The sequence below is a fragment of the Flavobacterium rakeshii genome, from assembly GCF_009741375.1.
Taxonomy (GTDB): Bacteria; Bacteroidota; Bacteroidia; order Flavobacteriales; family Flavobacteriaceae; genus Flavobacterium; species Flavobacterium rakeshii.
Window position 1 is genome coordinate 1 of sequence record NZ_WOWP01000031.1, and the last position, 24,931, is coordinate 24,931.

26 protein-coding genes and 3 tRNA genes are annotated in these 24,931 nt (G+C 37.2%); 7 read left to right on the forward strand and 22 right to left on the reverse strand.

The window, feature by feature from the left end; all coding sequences use genetic code 11:
- Window positions 1–431: 431 nt before the first annotated feature.
- The 8 genes from GN157_RS09095 to GN157_RS09130 all read right to left on the reverse strand — a co-directional run bounded on the left by GN157_RS09095 (window position 432) and on the right by GN157_RS09130 (window position 8,489).
- Window positions 432–1,673, reverse strand: coding sequence for a glycoside hydrolase family 5 protein (locus tag GN157_RS09095; RefSeq protein ID WP_157483108.1), 1,242 nt, complete (start codon window positions 1,671–1,673; stop codon window positions 432–434).
- Between the two features lie 65 nt (window positions 1,674–1,738).
- Window positions 1,739–2,380, reverse strand: coding sequence for a hypothetical protein (locus GN157_RS09100; protein WP_157483109.1), 642 nt, complete (start codon window positions 2,378–2,380; stop codon window positions 1,739–1,741).
- Window positions 2,380–3,288: a carboxypeptidase-like regulatory domain-containing protein gene (locus GN157_RS09105; protein WP_157483110.1), complete on the reverse strand. Its 909-nt coding sequence runs from the start codon at window positions 3,286–3,288 to the stop codon at window positions 2,380–2,382. Before GN157_RS09105 ends, GN157_RS09100 begins: the two co-directional genes overlap by 1 nt.
- A gap of 82 nt (window positions 3,289–3,370) precedes the next feature.
- On the reverse strand, window positions 3,371–4,219 hold the full coding sequence (locus GN157_RS09110; RefSeq protein WP_157483111.1) for an alpha/beta hydrolase: 849 nt from the start codon (window positions 4,217–4,219) through the stop codon (window positions 3,371–3,373).
- A gap of 102 nt (window positions 4,220–4,321) precedes the next feature.
- On the reverse strand, window positions 4,322–5,083 hold the full coding sequence (locus GN157_RS09115; protein WP_157483112.1) for a C40 family peptidase: 762 nt from the start codon (window positions 5,081–5,083) through the stop codon (window positions 4,322–4,324).
- A gap of 172 nt (window positions 5,084–5,255) precedes the next feature.
- The gene (locus GN157_RS09120) at window positions 5,256–6,434 is read right to left on the reverse strand and encodes an acetyl-CoA C-acyltransferase (protein WP_157483113.1); all 1,179 of its coding nucleotides are present in this window, start codon (window positions 6,432–6,434) and stop codon (window positions 5,256–5,258) included.
- A 568-nt stretch (window positions 6,435–7,002) separates the two neighbouring features.
- A complete protein-coding gene (locus GN157_RS09125) occupies window positions 7,003–7,419 on the reverse strand; it encodes an OsmC family protein (RefSeq protein WP_157483114.1) in 417 nt (138 codons plus the stop codon).
- Window positions 7,420–7,463: 44 nt separating this feature from the next.
- Window positions 7,464–8,489 (reverse strand): alpha/beta hydrolase, encoded by a 1,026-nt coding sequence (locus GN157_RS09130; RefSeq protein WP_157483115.1) that lies wholly within the window; start codon window positions 8,487–8,489, stop codon window positions 7,464–7,466.
- A 112-nt stretch (window positions 8,490–8,601) separates the two neighbouring features.
- Between GN157_RS09130 and GN157_RS09135 the strand changes: the two genes are divergently transcribed.
- A complete protein-coding gene (locus GN157_RS09135) occupies window positions 8,602–9,573 on the forward strand; it encodes a hydrogen peroxide-inducible genes activator (protein ID WP_157483116.1) in 972 nt (323 codons plus the stop codon).
- Here the strand turns inward: GN157_RS09135 and GN157_RS09140 are convergent.
- Both GN157_RS09140 and GN157_RS09145 read right to left on the reverse strand, forming a co-directional pair.
- Window positions 9,565–10,041, reverse strand: coding sequence for a GNAT family N-acetyltransferase (locus tag GN157_RS09140; RefSeq protein ID WP_157483117.1), 477 nt, complete (start codon window positions 10,039–10,041; stop codon window positions 9,565–9,567). The two genes, GN157_RS09135 and GN157_RS09140, sit on opposite strands and share 9 nt — an antisense overlap.
- Window positions 10,042–10,170: 129 nt before the next feature.
- Window positions 10,171–10,488: a hypothetical protein gene (locus GN157_RS09145; protein ID WP_157483118.1), complete on the reverse strand. Its 318-nt coding sequence runs from the start codon at window positions 10,486–10,488 to the stop codon at window positions 10,171–10,173.
- Between the two features lie 241 nt (window positions 10,489–10,729).
- On the opposite strand from GN157_RS09145, the gene GN157_RS09150 reads away from it, so the two are divergent.
- Entirely contained in the window at window positions 10,730–11,500 is a 771-nt protein-coding gene (locus tag GN157_RS09150; RefSeq protein WP_157483119.1) for a phosphatase PAP2 family protein, read from the forward strand.
- Window positions 11,501–11,566: 66 nt separating this feature from the next.
- Window positions 11,567–12,340, forward strand: coding sequence for a phosphatase PAP2 family protein (locus GN157_RS09155; protein WP_157483120.1), 774 nt, complete (start codon window positions 11,567–11,569; stop codon window positions 12,338–12,340).
- A 1-nt stretch (window position 12,341) separates the two neighbouring features.
- On the opposite strand, the gene GN157_RS09160 is transcribed toward GN157_RS09155, so the two are convergent.
- On the reverse strand, window positions 12,342–12,689 hold the full coding sequence (locus tag GN157_RS09160) for a winged helix-turn-helix transcriptional regulator (RefSeq protein ID WP_157483121.1): 348 nt from the start codon (window positions 12,687–12,689) through the stop codon (window positions 12,342–12,344).
- A gap of 124 nt (window positions 12,690–12,813) precedes the next feature.
- On the opposite strand from GN157_RS09160, the gene GN157_RS09165 reads away from it, so the two are divergent.
- Both GN157_RS09165 and GN157_RS09170 read left to right on the forward strand, forming a co-directional pair.
- The gene (locus GN157_RS09165) at window positions 12,814–13,608 is read left to right on the forward strand and encodes an SDR family oxidoreductase (RefSeq protein ID WP_157483122.1); all 795 of its coding nucleotides are present in this window, start codon (window positions 12,814–12,816) and stop codon (window positions 13,606–13,608) included.
- Window positions 13,609–13,620: 12 nt separating this feature from the next.
- Window positions 13,621–13,956 (forward strand): nuclear transport factor 2 family protein, encoded by a 336-nt coding sequence (locus GN157_RS09170; RefSeq protein ID WP_157483123.1) that lies wholly within the window; start codon window positions 13,621–13,623, stop codon window positions 13,954–13,956.
- A 55-nt stretch (window positions 13,957–14,011) separates the two neighbouring features.
- Here the strand turns inward: GN157_RS09170 and GN157_RS09175 are convergent.
- The 4 genes from GN157_RS09175 to GN157_RS09190 all read right to left on the reverse strand — a co-directional run bounded on the left by GN157_RS09175 (window position 14,012) and on the right by GN157_RS09190 (window position 15,001).
- A tRNA-Arg gene (locus GN157_RS09175) sits at window positions 14,012–14,085 on the reverse strand.
- Window positions 14,086–14,107: 22 nt separating this feature from the next.
- Window positions 14,108–14,182, reverse strand: a tRNA-Pro gene (locus GN157_RS09180).
- Window positions 14,183–14,190: 8 nt separating this feature from the next.
- Window positions 14,191–14,274: transfer RNA gene (locus GN157_RS09185), tRNA-Ser, on the reverse strand.
- A 157-nt stretch (window positions 14,275–14,431) separates the two neighbouring features.
- Window positions 14,432–15,001, reverse strand: coding sequence for a hypothetical protein (locus GN157_RS09190; RefSeq protein ID WP_035133617.1), 570 nt, complete (start codon window positions 14,999–15,001; stop codon window positions 14,432–14,434).
- Window positions 15,002–15,160: 159 nt separating this feature from the next.
- Here GN157_RS09190 and GN157_RS09195 point away from each other — a divergent pair, with 159 nt between their 5' ends.
- On the forward strand, window positions 15,161–16,600 hold the full coding sequence (locus GN157_RS09195) for a PQQ-dependent sugar dehydrogenase (protein ID WP_231749105.1): 1,440 nt from the start codon (window positions 15,161–15,163) through the stop codon (window positions 16,598–16,600).
- Here GN157_RS09195 and GN157_RS09200 read toward each other — a convergent pair whose 3' ends face one another.
- The 4 genes from GN157_RS09200 to GN157_RS09215 are packed head-to-tail and all read right to left on the reverse strand — an operon-like array spanning window position 16,601 to window position 20,080.
- Entirely contained in the window at window positions 16,601–17,779 is a 1,179-nt protein-coding gene (locus GN157_RS09200; protein ID WP_157483124.1) for a THUMP-like domain-containing protein, read from the reverse strand. It abuts the gene before it with no gap.
- Window position 17,780: 1 nt separating this feature from the next.
- Window positions 17,781–18,872, reverse strand: coding sequence for an AI-2E family transporter (locus GN157_RS09205; protein WP_157483125.1), 1,092 nt, complete (start codon window positions 18,870–18,872; stop codon window positions 17,781–17,783).
- A 60-nt stretch (window positions 18,873–18,932) separates the two neighbouring features.
- Window positions 18,933–19,442, reverse strand: coding sequence for a TrmH family RNA methyltransferase (locus GN157_RS09210; protein ID WP_157483126.1), 510 nt, complete (start codon window positions 19,440–19,442; stop codon window positions 18,933–18,935).
- Window positions 19,442–20,080: a DUF4159 domain-containing protein gene (locus tag GN157_RS09215; RefSeq protein ID WP_035133627.1), complete on the reverse strand. Its 639-nt coding sequence runs from the start codon at window positions 20,078–20,080 to the stop codon at window positions 19,442–19,444. Before GN157_RS09215 ends, GN157_RS09210 begins: the two co-directional genes overlap by 1 nt.
- A gap of 93 nt (window positions 20,081–20,173) precedes the next feature.
- On the opposite strand from GN157_RS09215, the gene GN157_RS09220 reads away from it, so the two are divergent.
- Window positions 20,174–22,504: a toll/interleukin-1 receptor domain-containing protein gene (locus tag GN157_RS09220; RefSeq protein ID WP_157483127.1), complete on the forward strand. Its 2,331-nt coding sequence runs from the start codon at window positions 20,174–20,176 to the stop codon at window positions 22,502–22,504.
- 38 nt (window positions 22,505–22,542) lie between these two features.
- Here the strand turns inward: GN157_RS09220 and GN157_RS09225 are convergent, their stop codons facing one another.
- From GN157_RS09225 to tsaD, 3 genes are all read right to left on the reverse strand, one after another.
- The gene (locus GN157_RS09225; protein WP_157483128.1) at window positions 22,543–22,899 is read right to left on the reverse strand and encodes a DUF2200 domain-containing protein; all 357 of its coding nucleotides are present in this window, start codon (window positions 22,897–22,899) and stop codon (window positions 22,543–22,545) included.
- 236 nt (window positions 22,900–23,135) lie between these two features.
- On the reverse strand, window positions 23,136–23,843 hold the full coding sequence (locus tag GN157_RS09230; protein ID WP_157483129.1) for a 16S rRNA (uracil(1498)-N(3))-methyltransferase: 708 nt from the start codon (window positions 23,841–23,843) through the stop codon (window positions 23,136–23,138).
- A gap of 1 nt (window position 23,844) precedes the next feature.
- Window positions 23,845–24,867, reverse strand: coding sequence for a tRNA (adenosine(37)-N6)-threonylcarbamoyltransferase complex transferase subunit TsaD (gene tsaD / locus GN157_RS09235; RefSeq protein WP_035133636.1), 1,023 nt, complete (start codon window positions 24,865–24,867; stop codon window positions 23,845–23,847).
- Window positions 24,868–24,931: the final 64 nt, after the last annotated feature.

Below are 24,931 nucleotides of genomic sequence, written 5' to 3' on the forward strand. Positions count from 1 at the left end.
CCATTTCATTGCGGTCGAAATGACAAAACGTTATCGTTTATAATTTTCATAATGTTAGAGCTTCTATAGCCAGAGCCTTACTGTCATTCTGAACGTAGCGATAGCGAAGTGAAGAATCTAAATTAGATTATAAGAGATTTCTCCACTCCATTTCATTGCGGTCGAAATGACAAAATGTTATCGTTTATAATTTTCATAATGCCACGGCTTCTAATGTCCGAACTTTACTGTCATTCTGAACGTGGCGATAGTGAAGTGAAGAATCTAAATTAGGTTAAAAGAGATTTCTCCACTCCATTTCATTGCGGTCGAAATGACAAAACGTTATCGTTTATAATTTTCATAATGCGACGGCTTCTATCGCCAGAGCCTTACTGTCATTCTGAATGCAGTGATAGCAAAATGAAGAATCTAAATATTATCATTAATATTTACTCAACAATAAGTCCTAAGCCTTCAATGTAACCTTTGTTTTGAAAACAGTTTTCATATAGGCAGTTTTCAAGAAACTGGTTTAATGCCTTTTGTACCAAAGTCCTGTCGGGCATGTTTTCGCGTATTTTTTCAAACGAGCTGCGGTCGCTTTGTGAGTAGCGTGAAATAGCTGCATAATCTTCGGGCATAGTGAAGTTCATAATACCTTTAGTGTTGTCCATTTTTTTGTATGGCCAAAAGCACCAGTTAATATTGTTTTGGTCCAGCAGCAGCCTGAAATCCATTACCCATTCGTCTGTATTTTCTCCGGTTTCACCAATGTAAATAGGTACGTTATGCTCATCACGAAAATCAACATATTTTTGAATAGCTCCCTGTTCTACATCAAACCAGTATTTGTGGAACTCATAAACAATGTTATCGTCTAAAATAGATTCGAACACACCAAAATCTCCTGCCCAAACCGATCCGTTTAGGAAAATAGTATGCTCTTTATCAACCGAACGAATATCTTTTACCATACGTTGATACAGCATAAATAGCCTGTGATTATAGTCGGGAATCTGTTCTGTAAAATAATGGGCAATAGGTTCGTTAACCACGTCGTAGCCTATAATGATAGGATCTCCTTTATACTTTTTGGCAATCTTCATCCACACCTCGCTCATTAAGTCCTGAGACGATTTACTGAAAAATAACCAAGGGTAACCGTAACTGTCATCAATGTTATCACCTGTCTGTCCGCCCGGAGCGCAGTGCATGTCTAAAAGTACATACAGGTTTTCCTGCCTGCACCATTCAATTACACGGTCAAAATATTTAAACCCTGCGTTTTGGGTTCCCATATAGGTTTCATTGGTAAACATTTTGTAGTGAAATGGCAGCCGAATGTGATTGCAGCCTATTCGTTTAAGGTACTTAATATCGTTTTGGGTAATGTAATTGTCCAGGTATTTGTGCCAAAAGGTGGTTAGACTATCCGGACCTATCATTTCATGAAGTAACTGGTCTATTTGCCTAGGGGCAGCTACCTTACCGGTTTTAAACATATAGCCTTCGGGAACCAGCCAGTTACCCAGGTTTGTACCTTTAAGGGTTATGGGGTTTCCGTTTGGCTCAATAATTTGTGAGCCGTTTGTTTTTGCTACTTTACTCTTTTGTGCTATGGCAGGAGAGGTAAACGCCAGGCATAAGGTAATTGCTGCGAGCAGCAGGTTAGAGGGTTTCTTTAAAATCATTTAGATGCGTATTTTTAAATGTGCCCTAAAGATAAAGAATAAAACAAATTAATGGGGTTTTACTATTACTCATCAATAGTAGATATTTTCACTTCACCAATATCGGGTGTAGGTGCAAATACCATTTCTATAACAACATTTTCATTGTTAGTTACAGTAAACTTTTTTGTTTCGTTGAAAATACATACTATTTCAATCTCATCATTTTTAGAAGCTTCTATTTCATAAACTCCATTTTGATTTTCAGATGTTCTTATATTTTTTGTTGTGTTTATTACAGTAGCATCTTCTATAATCCCATTGCTGTTTTTAACGGTTATTTTAATTTTAGGACTTTGTTTTTCAATTTGTGGTTCTGTTTTTTTAACCTGTATACTATCGGTTTGAACAACAGTTTGCTTTTGCTGAGTTTTATTATTATTACAGCCAATAGTAATAAAGCTAATTATTGTCGCAGCAATGGCGCTCCAAATAGTGCTTTTTTCTTTTGGGATAACTAAACTCCTGCTTAGTTGGGCAGGGTAGAGTCGACCGCAAACTTTATCGTTAGTTTTAAGAGCTTCGGCAATTTCCCTATCGGATGCCTTTGTGAAGTCGATAACGTTTTTTTGGCAGGCGGCACAAAACTTTCCTTTATCGGTAGGCGTCATTTCATCCCATTTTTCATGGCATGGCTGTGGGATTGTTATTTGGATTGGTTTTCTCATTATCTGAATATATTACCTATGGAATGAAATACACGCCCAAAGAATGATCTTTTGTAAATTACTTCTCCAAGAATAATGTCTTCTGATTCTAAATTAATATTTAGAATTTTTTGATTTTCAATTGTTATATCTTTTGATTCATATCCTATAAAAGAAAAATTTAAGACATCACCTTTCCTTACTTCAATAGAATAGTTTCCGTTTATATCCGCCTCTGTACTGGTTTGTGTACCTTTTATAACGACATTCGTACTAGGGAGAGGACCTATTTCATCGTTTACAGTCCCGTGTATAATGAAAGATCCTGTTTCCTGCTTCTGTTCAATATAGTTTTTATCCTTTTTAAGTTTAATGTTTTTTCGGGAACTAGATTTTACAGTTATGGTTTGGGTTATATATCCTTCAAGATAAAACTCTATAATATCGCCTTTATCAGCAAGTATTTCATAATCTCCGTTTAATAGGGAAACGGTGGTTTCGTTGTTCGTTTTATTAATAATAGTAACATCTGCAAGGACATCGTTTTTATCACGAACAATACCTGTAAGTATTCCAATAGTTTCGTAGCTGTTGGTATATCCAGTCTGTTCTGTTTTTACAGTTTCCTGTGCTGTGGCTTTATGTGCCCCGAGTGTAATAAAACTAATTACCCCGGCAGCAATAGCAGTCCATGCTGTACTTTTTTCTTTCGGTACAATTAAATCCCTGTCCAGTTGAGAAGGAGAGAAGCGTCCGCAAAGGTTTTTGTTGCCGTTAATTAACTGTACGATTTCCCTGTCGGATGCCTTTGTAAAGTCAATTACGTTTTTTTGGCAGGCGGCACAAAACTTTCCTTTATCAGTAGGCGTCATTTCACTCCATTTTTCATGGCATGGTGTAGGTATGGTTATTTGTACAGGTTTGTGCATGAAGTAAATATAAATAAAAAATGTAAGAAAAAAGCAGGCTTTTTAGGCCTGCTTTACATTTAAGGTAGGTTATTATAATTGGTTAAAAATGGTTCTGGCAAAAAGGGATAAGCTTACTATACATATCTGTAAGGGTAGCCAGGTCCCAGTCAAAGTGTCCTCCGTTTGGATAAAGGGTATATTCGTTATACACTCCGGCATTATCAAGTGCTGCTTTAAGCAGTGGTCCCTGAGAGCTTGGTATTAGTTCGTCCTGACCTCCATAAAAACTGATTGTTGGCGGAGCCATGCCGGTAATAAAATTAACAGGATTTACTTCCTGTAACTGTTGCTGAGTAGGAGACGCTGTACCTACTAATGCCAAGGCTGCATTTTCATATTGCGGATGATCAGTATAAGCTTCATCTGTAAAGTCGGCAGGACCAACAATGTCACAAACGGCTTTTACGTTGTGTTCGGTATCATATTTATAAGCATACAGCATTGAGAGATGTGCGCCTGCGCTAACGCCTACCAGTGCATAATTGTTTGAAATGGTGTAATCACTATTTTCCAGATGCTGAAACATTTGCTGAATGTCCTCAATCTGTTTAGGATAAGCCGGACTGTTTACATCGGCTAATCTGTAATTAATATTTACAATAGCATAATCAGGGAAGTATTGTTTAATGATGGGCACTGCCTGATTAAAGTCCTCTTTACTGCCGGCATACCAAAAGCCCCCGTGTATTAAAACAAATACCTTGGTATCCTCGGTTCGGTTAGCAGGCAGGTATACATCCATAGTCTGCTCTGGGTCATCACCATATGCAACATCAAGATAGGTTGCTTCCGTTAAAGGTTGTTCGGTTTGTGTTACCTGTAAATCATCGTCTTTACTGCAGCTTACAAGAAACAGCAGCATAAAAGGTAAGAATAATAGTTTTTTCATGTGGTTTTATTTAGTTGCCACAAACTAAACAAGCATCGTGCCTAAAATGAAAAATCCTGTTAATTGAAACAGGATTTTATTTTATATTGTTCATAACCAATGTTATATTATTTTCTTGATTACCCTTAATTTATGCGTATGCCTGCGGGTTTCGTTGTTATATATACCTAAATGGTCCAATCGGTCAATACGTACTTTACCGTGCCCGTGTATAATATAGTTGTCTTCCATTATAATACCAACGTGGATAATATTACCCTCGTCGTTATCAAAAAAGGCAAGATCGCCCGGCTCACTTTCCTCAATAAAACTTAGAGCTTCACCCTGTGTTGCCTGTTGTGAGGCATCGCGTTTTAGGTGGTATCCGTTTAGTTTGTATACCATTTGTGTAAAGCCCGAACAATCTATTCCAAAAGGTGTTTTTCCGCCCCAAAGGTATGGAGCGTTAAGGTACATAAAGGCTGTTTTAAGCAGGTTTTCTTTTGCAGTTATTCCAGATGTTTTTAATCCTTCAAACGAAAAAGTTTCAGTATTGATTTCAGGGAAATCCATGAAAGATAACGAAGCTCCCATAGGTATGGGAATAAGTAAATTGTTTGGTGTAGTTACATACTCTACCAAATCAGAATTTAATACGGCAGGGCAGGAGGATAGATTTTTATAATCTTCCTCGGTAATTGTTTTGTACTGTTTATTGTCTATCCATCCTTTATAACCATCATAAGCAAGTTGTATGTGTGTCCATTTTGCCTTTTGCTGTAAAATTTTAAAATGTTCACCAAATAAAACCTGTGATGTCATTTCGCTTCTGTCATTCGGTTCTAAACGAAGAGGGACAATAGCAAGATTACAAATACCAAACATTTATAGTAATTAATTATTTGTTGTTTATTTTGAGTTGGTTGTTAACAGCGTTTAAAAAAGCAACGCTGCTCCAAGCATAACCACAAATATAAAGGTTAATTCTGAAGCAGCGTTACAAGGTTTGGCTGTTTTCACAAAAGTTAATAACAGCCTACAGTATAATAACCAATTATTATGAACGTTCAATAACGATTGCAGATGCACCACCACCACCGTTACAAATAGCAGCAGCACCGGTTTTAGCATTGTTTTGCTCTAATACATTGATAAGCGTTACTATGATACGTGCACCAGAGCATCCCAGTGGGTGACCCAGTGATACAGCACCACCGTTTACGTTTACCTTAGCAGCATCAAGGCCTAATATTTTTGAGTTAGCGATGCCAACTACCGAGAAGGCTTCGTTAAACTCAAAGAAATCTACATCGTCTTTAGTTATACCTGCTTTATCAAGCGCTTTTGGTAACGCTTTTGCAGGAGAAGTAGTAAACCATTTTGGCTCCTGTTCTGCATCTGCATACGATTTGATGTAAGCAAGTGGCTTAAGTCCAAGTTCGTTTGCTTTCTCTTCGCTCATCAATATAAGTGCAGCAGCACCGTCGTTAATAGTAGAAGCATTTGCAGCAGTTACAGTACCATCTTTAGTAAATACAGCGTTTAGAGACGGGATTTTATCTAACCTTACGTTAGTGTACTCCTCATCTTTAGTAACCATAACAGGCTCGCCTCTTCTTTGCGGAACCGCTACCGGTACAACTTCGTTATCAAACTTACCTGCATCCCATGCAGCAGCCGAACGGTTGTATGATTCGATAGCAAAGGCATCCTGCTCTTCTCTCGTAATTTTATATTCTGTAGCACAAAGATCAGCACATACACCCATTGCATTATTGTCATAAGCATCTGTAAGTCCGTCTTTCTGTAATCCGTCAACCATAGTAGCCGGGCCAAATTTCTGACCGTTTCTCATATGTACATAGTGAGGTATAAGGCTCATGTTCTCCATACCACCTGCAACAACTACATCGGCATCACCACACATAATGCTTTGTGCACCCTGCATAACAGCTTTCATACCAGAGGCACATACTTTATTTACAGTAGTAGCGATTACGTTATCAGGTAAGCCTGCAAACTTTGAAGCCTGTCTTGCCGGAGCCTGACCAACACCTGCCTGTACCACATTACCCATTAACACCTCGTCAATATGCTTAGGGTCTAAGTTTATTTTTTCTAAAGCGCCTTTAATGGCAGCACCACCAAGGTGTGCAGCAGACACGGTAGAAAGAGATCCCATAAAGCTTCCTATAGGAGTTCTTACAGCCGATACGATTACTACTTTTTTACTCATTGCTATTGTCTTTAATATATTTGTTGAAGTTGCGAATTTAATGATTTTTTAGACTAAAAAAAACAAACTATTTAAAAATAAACAACAAATAACGTGTTTTATTGGGAATGATTTGAGGATATGTGGTTTTTGTATAAAAACACTGGTATTTGCACACATTGACTATTTATTTTTACACTTTACCGATGAGGTTTTTTAATTTTTTTGATAACTAAATCGTTGTAAAAAACAGTTTTTGTAAGAAAATACGTTTTAATATTATATTTGTATGCTGATTTTACGTAATTTCTTACGTTGACTACGTGTTTTCCACATGGTAAAATCAGTATTTTGTGGTATTTCACACATTGAAGAAAGAAGGGATATTTGCATGTGTATTCTAACGAACAGGTAGTACCTGCTCAATATTTGAGTTTATGGTGGGAAAATCCCTCCGAAAGGAGGGATTTTATTTTTAAACTCAATTCCAAATTTTTGAAAGTAGTTTTTTATTAATAGATGCAGGATTAAAAATTGCTAAATTCCCCCCCTTACCGGGGGAATTTTCGTTTTTAGCCCTGTTCTTTTTTTATACCAGTGTTACATTTAGGCTAATAGCGGCATTAATAGCTTTTGATATAGGACATATTTGTTTTGCCTTATCGGCTATTTCGCTAAACTGTTGTGCTGTTATACCCGGTACACTTCCGGTAAGATCCAATACTATAGTGGTAATGGTTCCGTCTTCAAAAGTTACTTTAGCTTCAGTATCAAGATTATCGGCTGTAAATCCGGCTTCATTAAGCAGGAAGCTCAGTTGCATAGTAAAACATCCTGAATGTGCTGCTGCCAATAACTCTTCGGGGTTAGTACCCACACCGTCTGCAAATCGGGTTTTGAATGATAGCTGAGTGTCGTTTAATACTGTACTTTGTGTAGATATTTTACCGGTACCTTCCATTCCTGTTCCTTTCCAGTTTGCTGTTGCTTTTCTTGTAAATTTCATGATATTAAATTTTAAAAGTTGTTGTTATTATTTGTTTGTGATAATTAATTCAGTTTTTCTTTTAGGGCATCAATAGCTTGTTTTATTGCTGCTCTTGGTGCCGGTGTATTGGTAATAGGGTTTAGCATTACAAAATCGTGTATAGTACCTATGTATCTTGTAGCGGTTACTTTAACTCCGGCTGCATTCAGTTTTTTAGCATAAGCTTCGCCTTCATCTCTCAATACATCATTTTCGGCTACTATTACAAGTGCTTCCGGTAATCCTTTTAATTGTTCAATATCGGCTCTTAACGGAGATGCGGTAATATTATCTCTGTCGGCTTTGTTTGGAGCATAAGCATCCCAAAACCAAACCATAGCATTAAGGGTTAAAAAGTGCCCGGTTGAGAATTGCTGATATGAAGCGGTATCAAATTCGGCATTTGTGACAGGGTAGAACAGTAACTGAAAGTCAATTTGAGGACCTTTACGCTCTTTAGCCATAAGGGTTACGGCTATTGCCATATTACCACCCACACTGTCACCACCTACGGCAAGTTTTGTAGTATCAAGCCCTATGGAAGCTCCGTTTTGTTTAATCCATTTGGTTGCAGCATACGCTTCTTCATTAGCCACTGGGAATTGTGCTTCGGGTGCCGGAGTGTAGTTTACAAATACCACAGCTATATTAGCGCCTACTGCCAGTTCCTTAATTAATCTGTCGTGAGTAAAAGCGTTACCTAATATCCATCCGCCACCGTGAAAATACATTAGCACCGGTAGTTTTTCTTTACTTCCTTTTGGTTTTACTATTCTAATGGATACTGTTTTTCCGTCCTGGGTAATGGTGCGTTCTTCCACATCGGCATCAGGTCTTTTATAATCGCCTGTTTGTGCATTGATAAGTACGTTGCGGGCATCTGCTATAGGCAGCTCATAAATTTGTGGTCCGTTACCGCTGTGTACTGCTTTTAAAAATTCTCGGGTGTTTTTTTCCACGCTGTAGTTCCCTGCAAGGGCAATGTCTGTTTGACTCTGTGCAACTGTTACTCCTAGTAACATGATTGCTGATAAAAGTATTGTTCTCATCGTATTTAGTTTTAAATTTATATTTCGTTCGATTTGATGAGTCAAAATTATTGCAGTATGATTTATAAATCAAATTAATAATTTTTTACCTTTATAAAAATATTTTATAATTATGACGATTCAGCAATTAAAATATATAGTCGCACTTGACGAGCACCGTAACTTTGTTAAGGCTGCCGAGGAGTGTATGGTAACCCAACCCGGACTAACCATTCAGCTTAAAAATTTAGAAGAGGAAATAGGAATTAAGATATTTGACCGAACCAAAGTGCCTTTAAAGCCTACTACACCCGGAAAGGAAATTATAAACCGGGCCAAAAAAATATTGCGTGAGGTAGATGATATAAGGGATTTTGTGATTCATGAAAAAAATCAGTTGGAAGGGGAGTGTACCATTGGGGTAATCTCAACACTGTCGCCTTATTTGGTTCCGCAGTTTATTAAGAAGATGAAGGAGGTAGCTCCAAAAATGCACTTTACCATAAAGGAACTCCCTACAGGGTTATTAATAAACGATGCTCTTACAGGTGATATAGATATTGCCCTTATGGCAACACCTACAGGGGCTAACGGTTTAAAGGAGCATCCTGTATTTTATGAACCGTTTGTAGCTTATCTTAACAGTGATCACCCAATGGCAGGGGCTACTCATTATGAGTTGCAACCACAGGATAAGCCTCAGTTATTATTACTGGAGCATGAATACTGTTATAACGCACAGCTGCTTGATATTTGCGGACTAACGGGCAGTGCTGATAAGCACGACGGATTTACTTATGATATAAGTTCTATAGAAACTTTAAAGAACCTTGTAAGGGCTGACTTAGGTTTTGCTATACTGCCTTTATTGAGTGTTATTGATGAAAAGGAAAATCCGCTTTACAAGGAGTTTAACGATCCAAAGCCAGTAAGGGAAATAAGCCTGGTGGTAGTCGAAACCTTTTCACGTAAACTTTTACTCCAAAAAATAAGTGAAGCCCTGTACAGTTGCCTTCCCGATAGTATGAAGCAGGAGTTTAAATACAAAAAGATACAATGGAACGACTCGCCTTACTTTGTAGAGTCGGTTAAGGGGTTATTTTAATTCCAGTTCCATCTGGATATTGCAACGCTCATAAGGTGTCGCAGCCCTTTCAACTTTTACAAAGCCTGTTTTTTCGTATAGTGTAATAGCAGGAGTTAATATGGTATTACTTTCCAGGTAAAGCCATTTGGCTCCTTTGCTTTTAGCTTTGTCAACTACAGCCTGCATTAGTTTTTTGCCAATGCCTTTTCCCTGTATATTGGGCGATACGGCCATTTTAGCCAGTTCAAAATCATATTTCTCATCGTCCATTTTAATAAGGGCACAGGTGCCTACGGGTTCATTATTATAGAGTGCCATAATAATGTATCCACCCTTATTAAGTATATAACTTTCAGGATTATCAAGCGCTTTATAGTCGGCTTCTTCCATTACAAAGTATTTGGAAATCCATTCTTCGTTAAGTTGTTTAAAAGCCTGTTTGTATTCGGGAGAGAAATCGGTGATTATTACAGTATCAGTAGTCATTTCGGTAATCAAATAATTCTGTTGCAAAGATAATGAATGACCTGTTTAAAAATCTACATTTTATACAAAAAGGCAAGAGGAGGCAAATGCCCCCTCTCTGGTTGTTTATTAATATTTAAGGATTATGGATTATGCTGTTTCCTCTTTAATAAATTCGCCATCGTTTTTAAAGTATGCAGTAAGGTCTTTACCGTCTTTAGTCAATATAAACTTATAGTCGGTACCATCGGCAGCTACATAAGCGTTTACTAATGAATATCCTCCGTATTTGTCTACTGCACTTTTAAGCACTTCGGGTGCAATGTCGCCCTGTTCAATTACTTTATACTCTTTTTCCTGATGGTTTGCTACCGCTGTACATTCGTTAATGTTTGTTGTTGGGTTAACGGTTGTGGCGTTTAGTGCTAAAGCCAGCATTAAAGCGCCCGATAAAAATAGATTTTTCATAGTCTTTTTATTTATATTTCTTGGTTACGCTTAGTATAATGAAATAACTGTGCCGTTAGGGTTTTTAAGGGAATACAGGTGCTTTTTGACTGTTTTTGTGGGGAACTGACAGCTGTGGTGTGTAGAGGTTCTACAGTTTTTTTGCAGAGTATATCCAAATTTAAGATTGGCTTAAGATTAGTTTTGGTGTTCAATTTTTTTAAAGGGCTGTCCGTTAAAGAGATAAATACCGTACTGTAAAATGAAAAGGATAATACAACTGATTTTACTTTTACTATTTTGCCCTTACATAGTAAAAGCACAGGAAACCCAAACCGACACGATAACCGATTCGACAGCAACAAAACATTATCGCTACAATTTCCGCCAACTGGTAATACCCGCAGCGCTGGTTGGCTATGGTGTGATAGGGCTGAATAACGGACAGGTTAAAAAAATTAATAACAGTATACGTAATGAAGTAGTTGAGGATATTGACCAAAAAATTACTGTTGACGATTTTATGCAGTATGCCCCTGCACTGTCGGTTTATGCTCTTAACCTGGCAGGAGTAGAGGGGAAGCATAATTTTAAGGGCAGGACTATTATTATGGCTACATCTTACATTGTAATGAGTAGTACAGTACTTTCCCTTAAATCGGTTACACACCAGTTACGACCAGACGGCAGTTCGTATAATTCGTTCCCGTCGGGGCATACTGCTACCGCTTTTGCAGGAGCCGAGTTTTTATGGCAGGAGTATAAAGATGTATCTATATGGTATGGTATATCAGGCTATCTTGTGGCGACCGGTACCGGTATGTTCAGGATGTATAATAACAGGCACTGGCTTACCGATGTGGCTGCCGGAGCAGGTATAGGGATACTGAGTACTAAGTTTGCCTATTGGGTTTATCCGTTTTTAAAAGATAAAGTTTTTAAAGGTAAAAACGGTGAAAAAAAAGTTTCTGCCATGGCGATGCCTTATTATAACGGAGAACAACTGGGGGCTGCCGTAACCATAAGATTTTAGTTTTGTTTAATAGGAATTTATTTCCTTATTTTGGCGCCTTACAGATGTTAATACGACCCCTATACTATGATAAAAAAGCTGTTTTTACTGTTAGTTTTTTTTCCGTTGTGGCTTACAGCACAGAATAATAAGTTTGCTAATGATACGGTTAAGGTAAACGATTTTTCGGATGCTAAATATCACTTTAATGTAAAACAGATTATAATTCCAAGTGCGCTTATAGCTTATGGGGTAATAGGGTTACATAACGACGATATTAAAAAACTAAATACTGATATTAGGGATGAGGTTTTGAAAAACGGACATAAAGAAAACAGGATAGATGATGTTACCCGTTTTGTGCCTATGCTTTCGGTGTACGCCTTAAATTTAGTTGGGGTAGAAGGGGAGCATAACTTTGGCGACCGCACTATTATACTAACCACATCGTTATTGGTAGCTTTTACAAGCGTACGTAGTATAAAGAAGCTTACTAATGTACAGCGACCTGATATTACATCATACAATTCGTTTCCGTCAGGGCATACGGCTACTGTTTTTGCAGGGGCTGAGTTCCTGTTTCAGGAGTATAAGCAAAAATCGATTTGGTATGGTATATCGGGCTATGTGGTGGCTACCGGAACCGGACTTATGCGCATATACAACAACAGGCACTGGCTTACCGATGTGGCTGCCGGAGCGGGTATTGGTATATTAAGTACTAAAATAGCTTATTGGGTGTATCCTTTTTTAAAGAACAAGGTGTTTAAAGGAGGTAATACAGAAAGTAAGGTAACCGCTATGGCAATGCCGTTTTATAACGGAGAGCAGTTTGGCGGTAGTGTTGTAGTAAGGTTCTAGATTACTTAGTAATCACATTTCGTAACCGTTCTTCATTTTTATCGCCCCATTCACCCATAAGTGTAATAACCGGGAGTAATGTTTTGCCAAAATCAGTTAGGGAATATTCAACTTTTGGCGGAACTACGGCATATACTTTTCGGGTAATCAATTCATGTTTTTCCAATTCCTTTAACTGCATACTTAAAACCCTGCGTGAAGCATCTGGGATTTTACGTTGCAACTCACTCGGACGTTTATTACCTTCATTAATAAACCACAGTAAACGGATTTTCCATTTACCATAAAGGACTTCTCCAATTAAATCGAGTCCGCAATTTAGGTTTAAAGGTATTTTTCTCTCATGCATATTACAAAGTTACCCTAATGTTCCAAAATGTACAATAGGGGAATAATTTATCCCTATGCAATTCGATTTTCCGTACTTGTACAAATACTACATACTCCTGAACTTTGTATAAAAGTAATAAACGATGACACAGGAATTTAATTTTAACAAAGAACTTACAGGTAAGGTAGCTTTAGTAACAGGAGGTACTAAAGGAACCGGGAAAGCAATAGCAGAAAGGTTGTATGCTGCAGGTGCAACGGTAATTATTACTGCCAGGAACAGTCCTGCTCAGGAAAATAAAGATTTGTTTTTCATTGCGGCTGATTTAAGTAAGGCAGATGGAACTCAAAAAGTTGTTGATGAGGTTATGGCTAAATATGGCAAGCTTGATATTTTGATTAATAATCTGGGAGGGTCTGATACTAAGGGTGGTGGATTTGTTTCGCTTAATGATAATGATTGGGAAACAACCATTCAAACCAACTTGCTTGCACCTGTCCGTTTAGATAGGGCTTTCCTGCCTCAAATGATAACCCGAAAGAAAGGTGTTATTATCCATATTGCCTCTATCCAGGGGAAATTACCCTTATACGATTCTACCTTACCTTATGCAGCAGCAAAAGCGGGATTGATTAATTATAGTAAAAACCTGTCTAATGAGGTTTCGCCAAAGGGTGTTCGTGTATTAACGGTTTCTCCCGGCTGGATTCAAACAGATGGTGCTACATCCATGATGAATGAAATTGCCGAAAGGACAGGTGTTACTTTTAACGAGGCAGTACAAACAGTAATGGACAGCCTTGGAGGGATACCTTACGGAAGACCGGCTAAGCCAGAAGAAGTGGCAGAACTAATAGGTTTTTTAGTTTCACACAAAGCGAATTATTTAACAGGAACTGAGTTTATAATTGACGGAGGTACGATACCTACCGTTTAAAATTTTTATATCATGAATACAACAGATTTACCAAAAGTAGTATTAGGTTTAGTAAAAGCTCAAAATGATTTTGATGCTGTAGCGTATACAGATTTTTTTTCTGAAAATGCTGAGGTTTTTGATGAAGGAAAAACATATAAAGGCAAAAAGGAAATTAAAGCCTGGATAGAGGATGCGAATAAAAGATATCAGGTTACCATGAGTCCTGTTGCTTATACCGAAACAGATACTGATACAAGTATTTTAAGTGCAGAAATTTCAGGTTCTTTTCCCGGGAGTCCTCTTGTATTACAATATCATCTTAATATTAAGGAGGAGGAAATACATTCGCTGGAAATAACGAGCTAAATTTTTACATACTTATATAAACCAAAAAAGCCTTTGATTTCTCAAAGGCTTTTTGTGATCGCGACAGGATTCGAACCTGTGACCGCCTGCTTAGAAGGCAGGTGCTCTATCCAGCTGAGCTACGCGACCGAAGTCTGTGTTAGTCTTTTTGTCGGGGTGGCAGGATTCGAACCTGCGACCTCCTGGTCCCAAACCAGGCGCGATGACCGGGCTACGCTACACCCCGAAAAGAAGCGGAGAGACAGGGATTCGAACCCTGGCGACGGTTACCCGCCGACAGATTAGCAATCTGCTCCGTTACCACTCCGGCACCTCTCCTCTTTGCTCAAGGCGTTAAGCCTTTTTTGCGGTTGCAAATGTAGATGATGATTCTGGTTTCTGCAACTATTTTTAAAGGTTTTTTTAATTTTTTTGAAACTTTAATTTAAAGTATTTAACACTCAGCATTATAGCAACATTAAAAAATTGTAGTTTTTTACTTAATACATTTGAGGTATTGAATAAAATAGCTATCCGGCTTGTAATTTTTGCCCATAGTTTCTGATTCAAGGTTGCTTCTTAAAGGGTAATCTACGGTTTCAGCCGAGTAAAGTACCCTCATAAAAAGTATGGGAGATGCCTCTAAATCTTCAATTGATCCTTTGGTAAACAAAAAATGTCCGTTAAGCATTCTTAAATTTTTCTTTTCGGCTTCGTCATACAACAATTGTGAGCATGCATCTTCATCTATACAATACAGGGTTATAACTTTTCCGTTGGTAAGCTGCAGGTGTATGCGTGATTTTTTGGTAAAGCAATATGCTTTAGGGAAATCATCACTTTTTGCCAGCAACTGGAAGTTTAGTACCGGTATGTCGTCATGTAGTGTCATGGAAAAGAATACAAAGCTCGATGTTCCGTTAAATACCTTTTCGTGCATTAAATATTCGGGAGTCGATTTTGTTTCTCCGGTATCGGTAGTTACAACAGTAAAATTGCAGTCGTCCTGCTGAGCCTGCGCTGTAAGGCCTGAAGCCAGCAATAGCATCAGTAAGTATTTTTTCATGTATGCGGTGTGCTTTAAATTAATGAGATAAGAGCCAAATATAATTAAAATGCCATAGCTATGCTTTTAAATTTTAGGTTTAATTTAATAATAGCCTTTTGGTTTTGCATTGCATGAGCCACTATGTTTTTGTACTTTGACAGCTTAAAAATCTGCATCATGACTATTAAAACATTTGTATTTCCGGTAATGCTGGCTGCCAGTACTGTATTGTTTTTCTGTAAGGACAAAAAGGAGGCTTATACAGTGACTAAGGAGGTCACAGTAACAGGCAATCAGGACAGGGCTGCACAAAACTACCAAAACTACTGTAGCGGCTGCCACGGCGAGAAAATGGATATGTTTGTAGACAGGCAATGGAAACACGGCAGCGAACTAAAGGATTTGATTTTCGGTATAAAAAACGGATACAGTAACGACGGTATGCCGGCTTTTGCGGCAACCTTTAGCGATGAAGAAATTAAAGAACTGGCTCAATACATCCTTACCGGAATAAAAAATGTGGAACAGTATTATTTTGACGATTCTCCCAAGTCCAACATATTTAAAAGCGAAAAAATTACTGTAAGGGTAGACACTGTAGCAACCGGGATTGCTGTTCCCTGGGGTATTGCTTTTTTACCTGATAATGAGCTACTGGTAACCAATAGGGGCGGACAGCTTTACAGGGTTAAGAACAGAAAGAATACCAAAGTTAACGGTGTGCCGGAAGTGGTTGCCGAAGGGCAGGGCGGACTACTGGATGTGATTTTGCATCCTGATTATGCAAATAACCACCGTATTTATTTTTCGTATTCCAAAGGGAAAAATGTAAACGGACGAAAACTGGCTACCACAGCGGTTATGACCGCTATACTTGACGGTAATAATTTAAAACAGCAGAAGATAATTTTTGAAGCCAATCCGTACGCGTCTACACGCCATCATTACGGTAGTAGGCTGGTGTTTGATGATAAGGGCTATCTGTTCATATCGGTAGGGGAAAGAGGTAATGAAAACGGAAACCCGCAAACACTTGGCGATAACCAGTTGGGTAAAATACATCGCATAAAAGAAGACGGAAGTATACCTGCAGATAATCCGTTTAAGGATAAAAACGGTAAGCCTACCAGCTTGTATTGCTATGGTAACCGTAATCCGCAGAGTTTGGCTATCAATCCCTTTACGGGCGAACTATGGGAAACCGAACATGGTCCGCGTGGTGGCGATGAGATTAATATAATCACTCCCGGTACCAATTACGGTTGGCCACTGGTAAGCTACGGTATCAATTATAACGGAGAGGTAATAACCGATAAAACAGAAGCGCCGGGCATACAGGATCCGTTGCATTACTGGATACCTTCTATCGCGCCAAGCGGAATGGCATTTGTAACTTCCGATGTGTATAAACCATGGAAGGGAGCTTTGCTTGTAGGCTCATTACGTTTTAAATACCTTAACCTTTGCTACCTTGACGGAAATAAGGTTACCCACGAGGAAAAATTACTTAAAAACATAGGCCGACTTAGAGATGTAAGGCAGGGACCGGACGGTTATATTTATGTAGGTGTTGAAGATACCGATGCAAGTGTACTAAGGCTCGTGCCTGTACAGTAATTAGGCTTTACTGCAAATAAGCATAAGTTTGTTGTTATCCTTATCGGTAGTAAAAAAGGCGTAAGTAACTCCGCCGTCCTTTATTTTCCATTTTTTACGGATTTCTTCTACCGATATAGGGAAGTTACGCACGGTAATGTTCATTTTTTGCCCTGTAGCGTGTTTTTTCATCTCGGTCTTACCATAAGATACAATTTCATTAATAATGAATTTACGCCCCGGAAAATCAATCAATGTATCACTTGTATAAAGCTGTGTATGCCTGTGTAGTTTGTATAAGTTAAACTGTTTTGCCACATCGTTAAAAGCGCCCGATTTCATTATGGCGCTATTAGGCTCATACAGGTAACTGAGCGGTAGGGAATAAGAGGCATCAGGTTCGTCTTCTACCGTGGTAGTGAATACTTCCGGCTCACCATCCTTACTAAGGTTTACTGCATGTATGACAGGTATTCCTGTAAATCCTTTTTCAAGATGCCAAAGCAGCTCTTTAACTTCGTTATTAAGGGCTGTAATGTATATTTCCTTAACCGAATGCAGTTCGCCTAATCCGGCAGCTATATCCAGTAACGGAGCTGTTTTAATGAGTATATTGCTACTATAGTTAAAGTAAGTGTCTAAAAGTTCCGGTACATTAGGCAGGCAGTCCTTCAGCATAAAAACCTTTCCCTTAACATCACTTCGGCGGGATGGATCTATGTAAATCCAGTCCCACTGTTGTTTTAGTTCGGTTAGGGTTTTAAGGCTGTCACCCGTGTAACATTGTATATTGCTAACTCCCATATTGCTAATATTATGAGCAACAATTTGCGAGAGTTGTTCGTTCATTTCACAATGGGCTACTTTGCTAACGGTTTTAGCAAAATAATAGTCGTCCACACCAAAACCTCCGGTAAGATCAATAAGGCTTTCGCCTGATACCAGGGAAGCTTTGTACTGTGACGTGATTTCTGATGAGGTTTGCTCTACTGATACTTTTGAGGGGTAAATGATATTACTGCTCTCATACCAGGTAGGGAGTTTGTCCTTCGCTTTTTGCCTCGCAGCGATTTGGTTTAATACCTCGGTCCACTCCACATCGGGGAACGGATTTTTCTGCAATGCGAGTTTGGTCACATCGGTATTGGTATTCTCTAAAATAAATTCCTGAACCTGCGGACTTAAAATGGTAAGAGGCAAACTATAAATCTTTCGTTAGTATTTTTACTATCGGGTTTTGCGGGAAAAACTCTTTGGCAACCACTTTAATGATGGTGTACATTGGTACGGCTATAATCATACCCAGTATCCCGAAAACAAAACCACTGCCCAAAATTACTATAAATATTTCCAACGGATGCGAGTTTACACTGTTAGAAAATATAATTGGTGTGCTTACATTGTTATCAATTACCTGAGCAAGGCTGTAACCTATAAGTACATAAATGGTTGTAGATAGCATTTCGCCCTGAGCCTCGGGACCTATGTGTCCTAGCATGGTAAGCACTATAACCAGTACGGTAGCGATTAATGGACCAATGTATGGTATAATGTTTAACAACGCTGTGATAAAGGCAATGATAAAGGCATTTTCTACACCAAAAATAAGCAGTACTACAAGGTACATAACAAACAGTATACTCATTTGCAGTATAAGCCCTATAAAGTAACGGCTTAGCAGATGGTTTACTTTGCTTATGGAGTGCAGTATTTTTTCTTCATGCTCGTCCGGAAGTATTTTCCTGAAGCTTTTGGTAAACAGTTCGGTGTCCTTTAAAAAGAAAAAGGTAATAAACAGTACCGATGCCAGCCCAACACCAAATCCGCTAAGTATACCTACCAACGAGTTAATAAAGTTAGGTATAAATGTAAAGTTGATACTCGAGGTAATATCGGCCTCTTTCATCAGTTTACTGGTATCTATATTATAATCAGAAAAATAGCTTTTAACCTGCATTACAACGCTGTTAAGATCCTGTTGCAGTTGTGCCGTATCAAGCAGTGAAAGGTTATGACTCTGCGTAATGATAAGCGGAACAAAAAGCATTATAAACCCTATTAGCAACAGCAGGAAAAAGGCAAGCGTGGTTATCACGGCAAGGGTGTGTTTAAACTTTAGCCTCCTTTCAAAAAAGTGTATAACCGGCGATGCTATAAGGCTTACAATAAGGGCTATAAAAAGATAAACAAACAATAGTTTTATCTTGTATATAAACAGTAAGGCTACAAATATGGCAGATAGTATAAGTACAGCCCTTACAATTCCGTTAGCTATAGTTTTTGATGTGATCATTGTTTGATGATTGATTTGTTAGCGTGAATGTAAGAAAAAAAAGGCTAATGCCGATGGGCTTTAACCAATTTTTGAGGTTATGTCATATAGTGCTATACCTACAGCCTGTACTACATTCATGCTGCTGTTATCGCCAAACATTTCTATATGTACTGCCTGATGTGCTACGTTTAAGAAGCTTTCGCTAATGCCTGATATTTCACTCCCGGCAATAAGCACTATAGGTTTATCTATGCTAAACTTTGCTTTGGTAAGGGGTATGCTTTTATCGGTAATTTCCAGTGCTACAATGTGGCTGTCGGTTTGAGTGATGAAGTTAATGGCATCTTCGGTTTTTTCAATAACCTGATGTTTAACCATATTGTGTGTACTACGGGAAGTACGGTTTATTTTGCGCGGAGTAAGGGCAATATCTTCACCTACAAAAATAATTTCGCTTACGCCGAAAGCCTCTGCTATACGGAACAGCGAACCGATATTGGGCTGAAATACGATATTATCGCAAACCAGTGTTACGGGAAATGTTTTTTTACTGAAAATAGATTCGTTGTGGCTAAGCTGCTGCGACATTAATTATTAAAAGCGTAGTTAACAATGTTTGCACCCATTTTAAGCGCCTTTTCCCTTACTTCTTTAGGGTCGTTGTGTACTTCGGGGTCTTCCCATCCGTCACCAAGGTCGGTTTCATGAGTATACAGTAATACCAGTCTGCCCTCTATAAAAATACCAAAGGCATCGGGTTGCTTGTTATCGTGTTCGTGTATTTTAGGCATTCCGTTAGGGAAGTTAAACGGACCTTTAAATATTTCGTGTGTTATGGGTACGGCAATCAGTTCCTTATCGGGAAAAATACGTTTTATCTCCCGGCGTATGTACTGATCCATACCATAGTTGTCGTCAATGTGTAAAAAACCGCCCGAGGTTAGGTAATTACGAAGGTTGGTAATATCATTATCGCTAAATACTACGTTACCGTGCCCCGTCATGTGTATAAAGGGGTAGGAAAACAAATCAGGGCTTCCCGGTTCTACAGTTGCTATTTTGGTATTTATTTTGGTATTGATGTTCTGGTTACAAAACTTGGCAAGGTTAGGAACCGATGTTGGGTTACCATACCAGTCGCCACCACCCGAATATTTTAATACCGCAATATCCTGCGCCAGTAACAGGGCAGGGGACAGCAATAGTAGTGTAAGGAGTTTTTTCATGATGTAAATATATCTAATATCATTTAAAATTTTATAGTAAAAAAATGTAATCTTTTTTTTATTTTTGATTTTATTACAAAATATATTACATATATGTCAAAAGCTTTTTTATCACACAGTAGTTCAGACAAAGAGTTAGTAAGAAAAGTTGCTAAACAATTAGGAGTTAATAATTGTACTCTTGATGAGATATCTTTTGAACCAGGTAGAAAAACATTAGACGAAATATTTTTTGAATTAGAAAAAACAGATTTATTTGTTTTATTTATTTCTGATAAATCATTGTCTTCAGCATGGGTTAAAAAAGAAATAATAAAAGCTAAAGAACACTTGTCGAATGATATTATTGAGAGGATTTTACCCATAATTATTGATAGAGATATAAAGTATTCTGATCCTCGTATTCCAAAGTGGATAGCCAAGCCATACAATCTAAAGTTTATTGATAATGAGGTTATTATATTGAAGAAAATCAGGCAGGGATTAAGAGAAATAAACTTTAAAAAAAATAGGTTTAATGAAGAAATTGAAAAAAATTTTGTAGGCAGAAATGAACAAATGGAACGGTTTGAAAATGATATTAATAATCTTGATAACTGGGTTCCTACATGTATAATTGCATATAATTTTTTTGAAGGTATAGGTAGAAGGACATTCCTGAAAAATGCATTAAGAAAGACTTTATTGATTGATTCAATTTATGATCCAGTATATATATCAATAGATTCTAAAGAAAGTATTGAAAATTTTATATATAAATTGAATACTATTGGAAAAATTAATGAAGTAAGTCAATACGACTTTTCTGAAGAAAGTGTCGATTCTAAAATTGAAATAGCTAAAAAAATTGTAAAGCAATTTATTTCTTTTAATGAAAAAATTTTTATTATTGATGATGGAGGTATTATACTTCCTAATACTCAGATGGTTGAGTGGTTTGAAAGGCTGATAAATGATGAGGAATTTTCAAATCAGTTATCTATATGCTTAATTTCAAAATATAGACCAAATGAGGTTAGATTAAGAAAATATAAAAAATCATTGGTGTTTAGAATTCCTGAATTGTCAAAAGTTGATTCGAAAAACTTATTTTTAAAATTGTTAAATATCCATGGACTGAGTGACATCAATAGAGAGGATAAAGAATTTTTTATAAACAATTTAAAAGGAATTCCTTCACAAATTATTTATGCGGTTAATCAGATTGATATTAATTTATTAGAAGCTAAAAAAAATATTAATGATATTGTAGAGTATTCAGACACATTCACTAGTACTATATTAAATCAAGTAAAACAAAATGAATTATCATATCAAATATTGATATTGTTGTCAAAGAGTGAAATATTTAGTATTGATTTAATTAATAAAATTTTTGGGGAGACTTCACAAACTTCTGAAGCAATACAAACACTTTATGATCTATCTGTTTTTAATTTTGTTTTTTCAAGTTATGAGTATGTACGATTAAATTCATACATCTCTGATTATATAAATAGATCAAAATTAAGTTTAACACAAGAGTATCAAAGTAGGTTTGACAATATACTTAAAGATTTATTAAGGCAAGATTTAGATGTTGTTTTAGAGAATGACTATACGGAGTTTATAATAACAATTCAAAAAATGTTAGAGGAAGAAAAGAAAATACCTAAGAAATATTTTATTCCTGCTTTAATAATAAAAAATATAATTAAAGAATATGATAAGGGAAATTATGATTATGTAATCAAAATTTGTCTACAATTGCTTCAAAATACTAATTATGATGAACAAATAATTTGGGAGACTAAATATAGATTAACATTGGCATATGCAAGAAATAAAGATGAGAATTTTTTTGAGCATGTTAATTATTTTAAAAATGAAAAAAACAGTTTAGATTATTATTTTCTATTAGGTTTTTATTATAGAATTGTTAATAATAAAGAAAAGGCTTTAGAGTATTTTTACAAAGCATTAAGTGTATATTCTGAGCATTCAATTTCTAAACGTGAAATTGTAAATATTTATCTAAGTAAAGGGCAATATAGAGAAGCTCTTTCATTAGCTAAAGAAAATTACGAGAAGAAAAGAACAAATATCTTTCATCTACATTCTTATTTTGTTTGTTTAGTAAGACAGAATGTAAAGTTTTCGAACAGAGACATTCAAATAATTCACGGGTTAATGGATGCTGTTAGAAATAGTCTTGATATTAAAGCTGAAGATATCTATAGATGCATGGAAGGAGAATATGAATTCTATGTAAATAATGATTTGCCAAAAGCAATTGAAATATTAAAGAATGCAATAAAACTAAACGAAAATAAACTTTTTCCTAAAAAGTCTTTATTAGAAATATATAGGAAAAGAGATATGTCAGATGCATATGATAAATTATTAGCAACCAATCTCAATGGGAATTATGAAGAAGAAAATTAGTATGTTACATTACATTTTTGTTAAGTAAAATTATTTTTTTACTCCCTCAAAATCTTTTCCATAGCCTTACCTCTTGCCAGTTCGTCTATTAGTTTATCCAGATAGCGTATTTGTTGCATTAGGGGTACTTCAATATCCTCAACACGGTAACCGCAAATTACACCTGTAATTTTTGATGCGTTTGGGTTAATGGTTGCCTGCGTGAAAAAATCCTCAAAATTGGTTTTATTGTCAAGATGCTGTTGTAGTGTTTTTTCATCGTAGCCCGTTAGCCAGTGTATAATTTGGTTAACCTCTTGTGTAGTACGTCCTTTTTTTTCGGCTTTGGTTATGTAGTGCGGGTACACACTGGCAAACGACATTTTAAGTATCTTTTGGTAATTCTTATCGTTCATTTGGAATGTGTTTTCTTGTTTAAGCTAAGGTACATATATTTTTATAGTTCTTTTGTCTTGACACAAAAGAACCAAAAAGTCAAGGCTGGAACTCTTTAGGCTACAAATTACTGTATAAAGCTAAACCATCCGAACTCGCTATGCTCAAACAGCGGATGCTTATTAACGCTTTATTCTCTAATTTGTTTACGCCACAGAGTTTAATGCCAAGTACCTCACCTGATGTATGTGTTTATTTATTCGTTTGTAAATGCTACACTGTGTGCGGCTACTACGGCAGCAGTTTCGGTACGCAGGCGGGTATTACCCAGTGATACCGGTATAAAACCACGACTTAGCGCAAGCTGTATTTCCTTTGGTGAGAAATCTCCTTCGGGGCCTATAAGTATGGTAATCTTTTCCTTTGGGGAGAGTTCGTTTTTAAGAAGTTTCTTCTCGGTTTCCTCACAGTGTGCTATGTATAGTTTACAATCCTTTTCGGTAGCTTCCACAAAATCATTGAACGATATAGGCTCGTTTAGTTTCGGCATATAAAACTGCACCGACTGTTTCATGGCACTATGCAGTATTTTTTCAAACCTGTCGGTCTTTACATTGGTACGCTCACTATGCTCACAAATAATTGGTGTAATCTCGTTGATACCAATTTCGGTAGCCTTTTCCAAAAACCATTCATAGCGATCGTTCATCTTGGTAGGTGCTACAGCAAGATGCAGGTAATAAGGCATAGGTTCAAAAAACTCCTTTTTGGTTATTTTAACCTCACATTTCTTTTCGTTAGCAAAAGCAACTTCGGCAATAAATAATATACCTTCTCCATTGGTAATGTTAATAGTATCGCCTTCCTTTTTACGTAATACTTTAACTATATGACGGCTTTCGTCTTTATCAAAAGTAAAGGAAGTATCTTCTGCTGTAAGCTGTGGAGTATAAAATAACTGCATATTAAAGTTCTATCCTTGCTTTAGATACCACAGTGGCATCGTTAAACTGGTTTTTAAGGTATTTATGGTAGCCTACAATGCCTATCATGGCAGCATTATCGGTAGTGTATTCAAATTTTGGAATAAAGGTTTTCCATCCGTATTTCTTTTCGGCATCCTTAAGTGTTTTTCGTATACCGCTGTTTGCCGAAACTCCTCCGCCAATAGCAACACTTTTAATTCCGGTTTCCTTAACGGCAAGTTTTATCTTATCCATCAGGATATTGATAATGGTGTACTGTATGGATGCACAAATGTCCTGTAGGTTTTCCTCAATAAAGTTGGGGTTTTCCGCAGTTTGTTTCTGTACAAAATACAGGATTTGGGTTTTTAGTCCGCTAAAACTGAAATTAAGTCCGGGTACTTTCGGTTTGGTGAACTGAAATGCTTTTGGATTACCTTCCTGAGCATATTTGTCAATTAACGGTCCGCCCGGATAAGGCAGTCCTAATATTTTGGCACTTTTATCAAAAGCTTCGCCCACAGCATCATCTGTAGTTTCGCCAATTACTTCCATGGTAAAATAATCGGTAACCTTAACAATTTGCGTGTGTCCTCCGCTAATGGTCATAGCCAGGAAAGGAAACTCAGGCTTATCAAAACCTTCTTCGGTAATAAAATGCGCCAGTATGTGTGCCTGCATATGGTTTACCGCTATAAGAGGCACGTTTAATGCCATAGCCATCGACTTGGCAAACGAACTCCCCACAAGCAGCGATCCCATTAACCCGGGTCCCTGTGTGAAAGCCACTGCACATAGTTCTTCGCGCTTAACTCCGGCTTTTTTTAGGGCTACATCTATAACGGGTACAATGTTTTGCTGGTGTGCCCTCGAAGCCAGTTCGGGTACTACACCACCATATTCTTCATGTACGGCCTGTCTGGCCACAACATTAGAGAGTACTTTGTCGTTTTTTAATATAGCGGCAGCCGTATCGTCGCACGAGCTTTCTATGGCTAATATATATGTGGGTTTTTCCTGCATAATTTAGGCACGGATTTTGAATTACAAAATTGGGTTAAAGCAATTTAAACAAAGGTTAAAAATT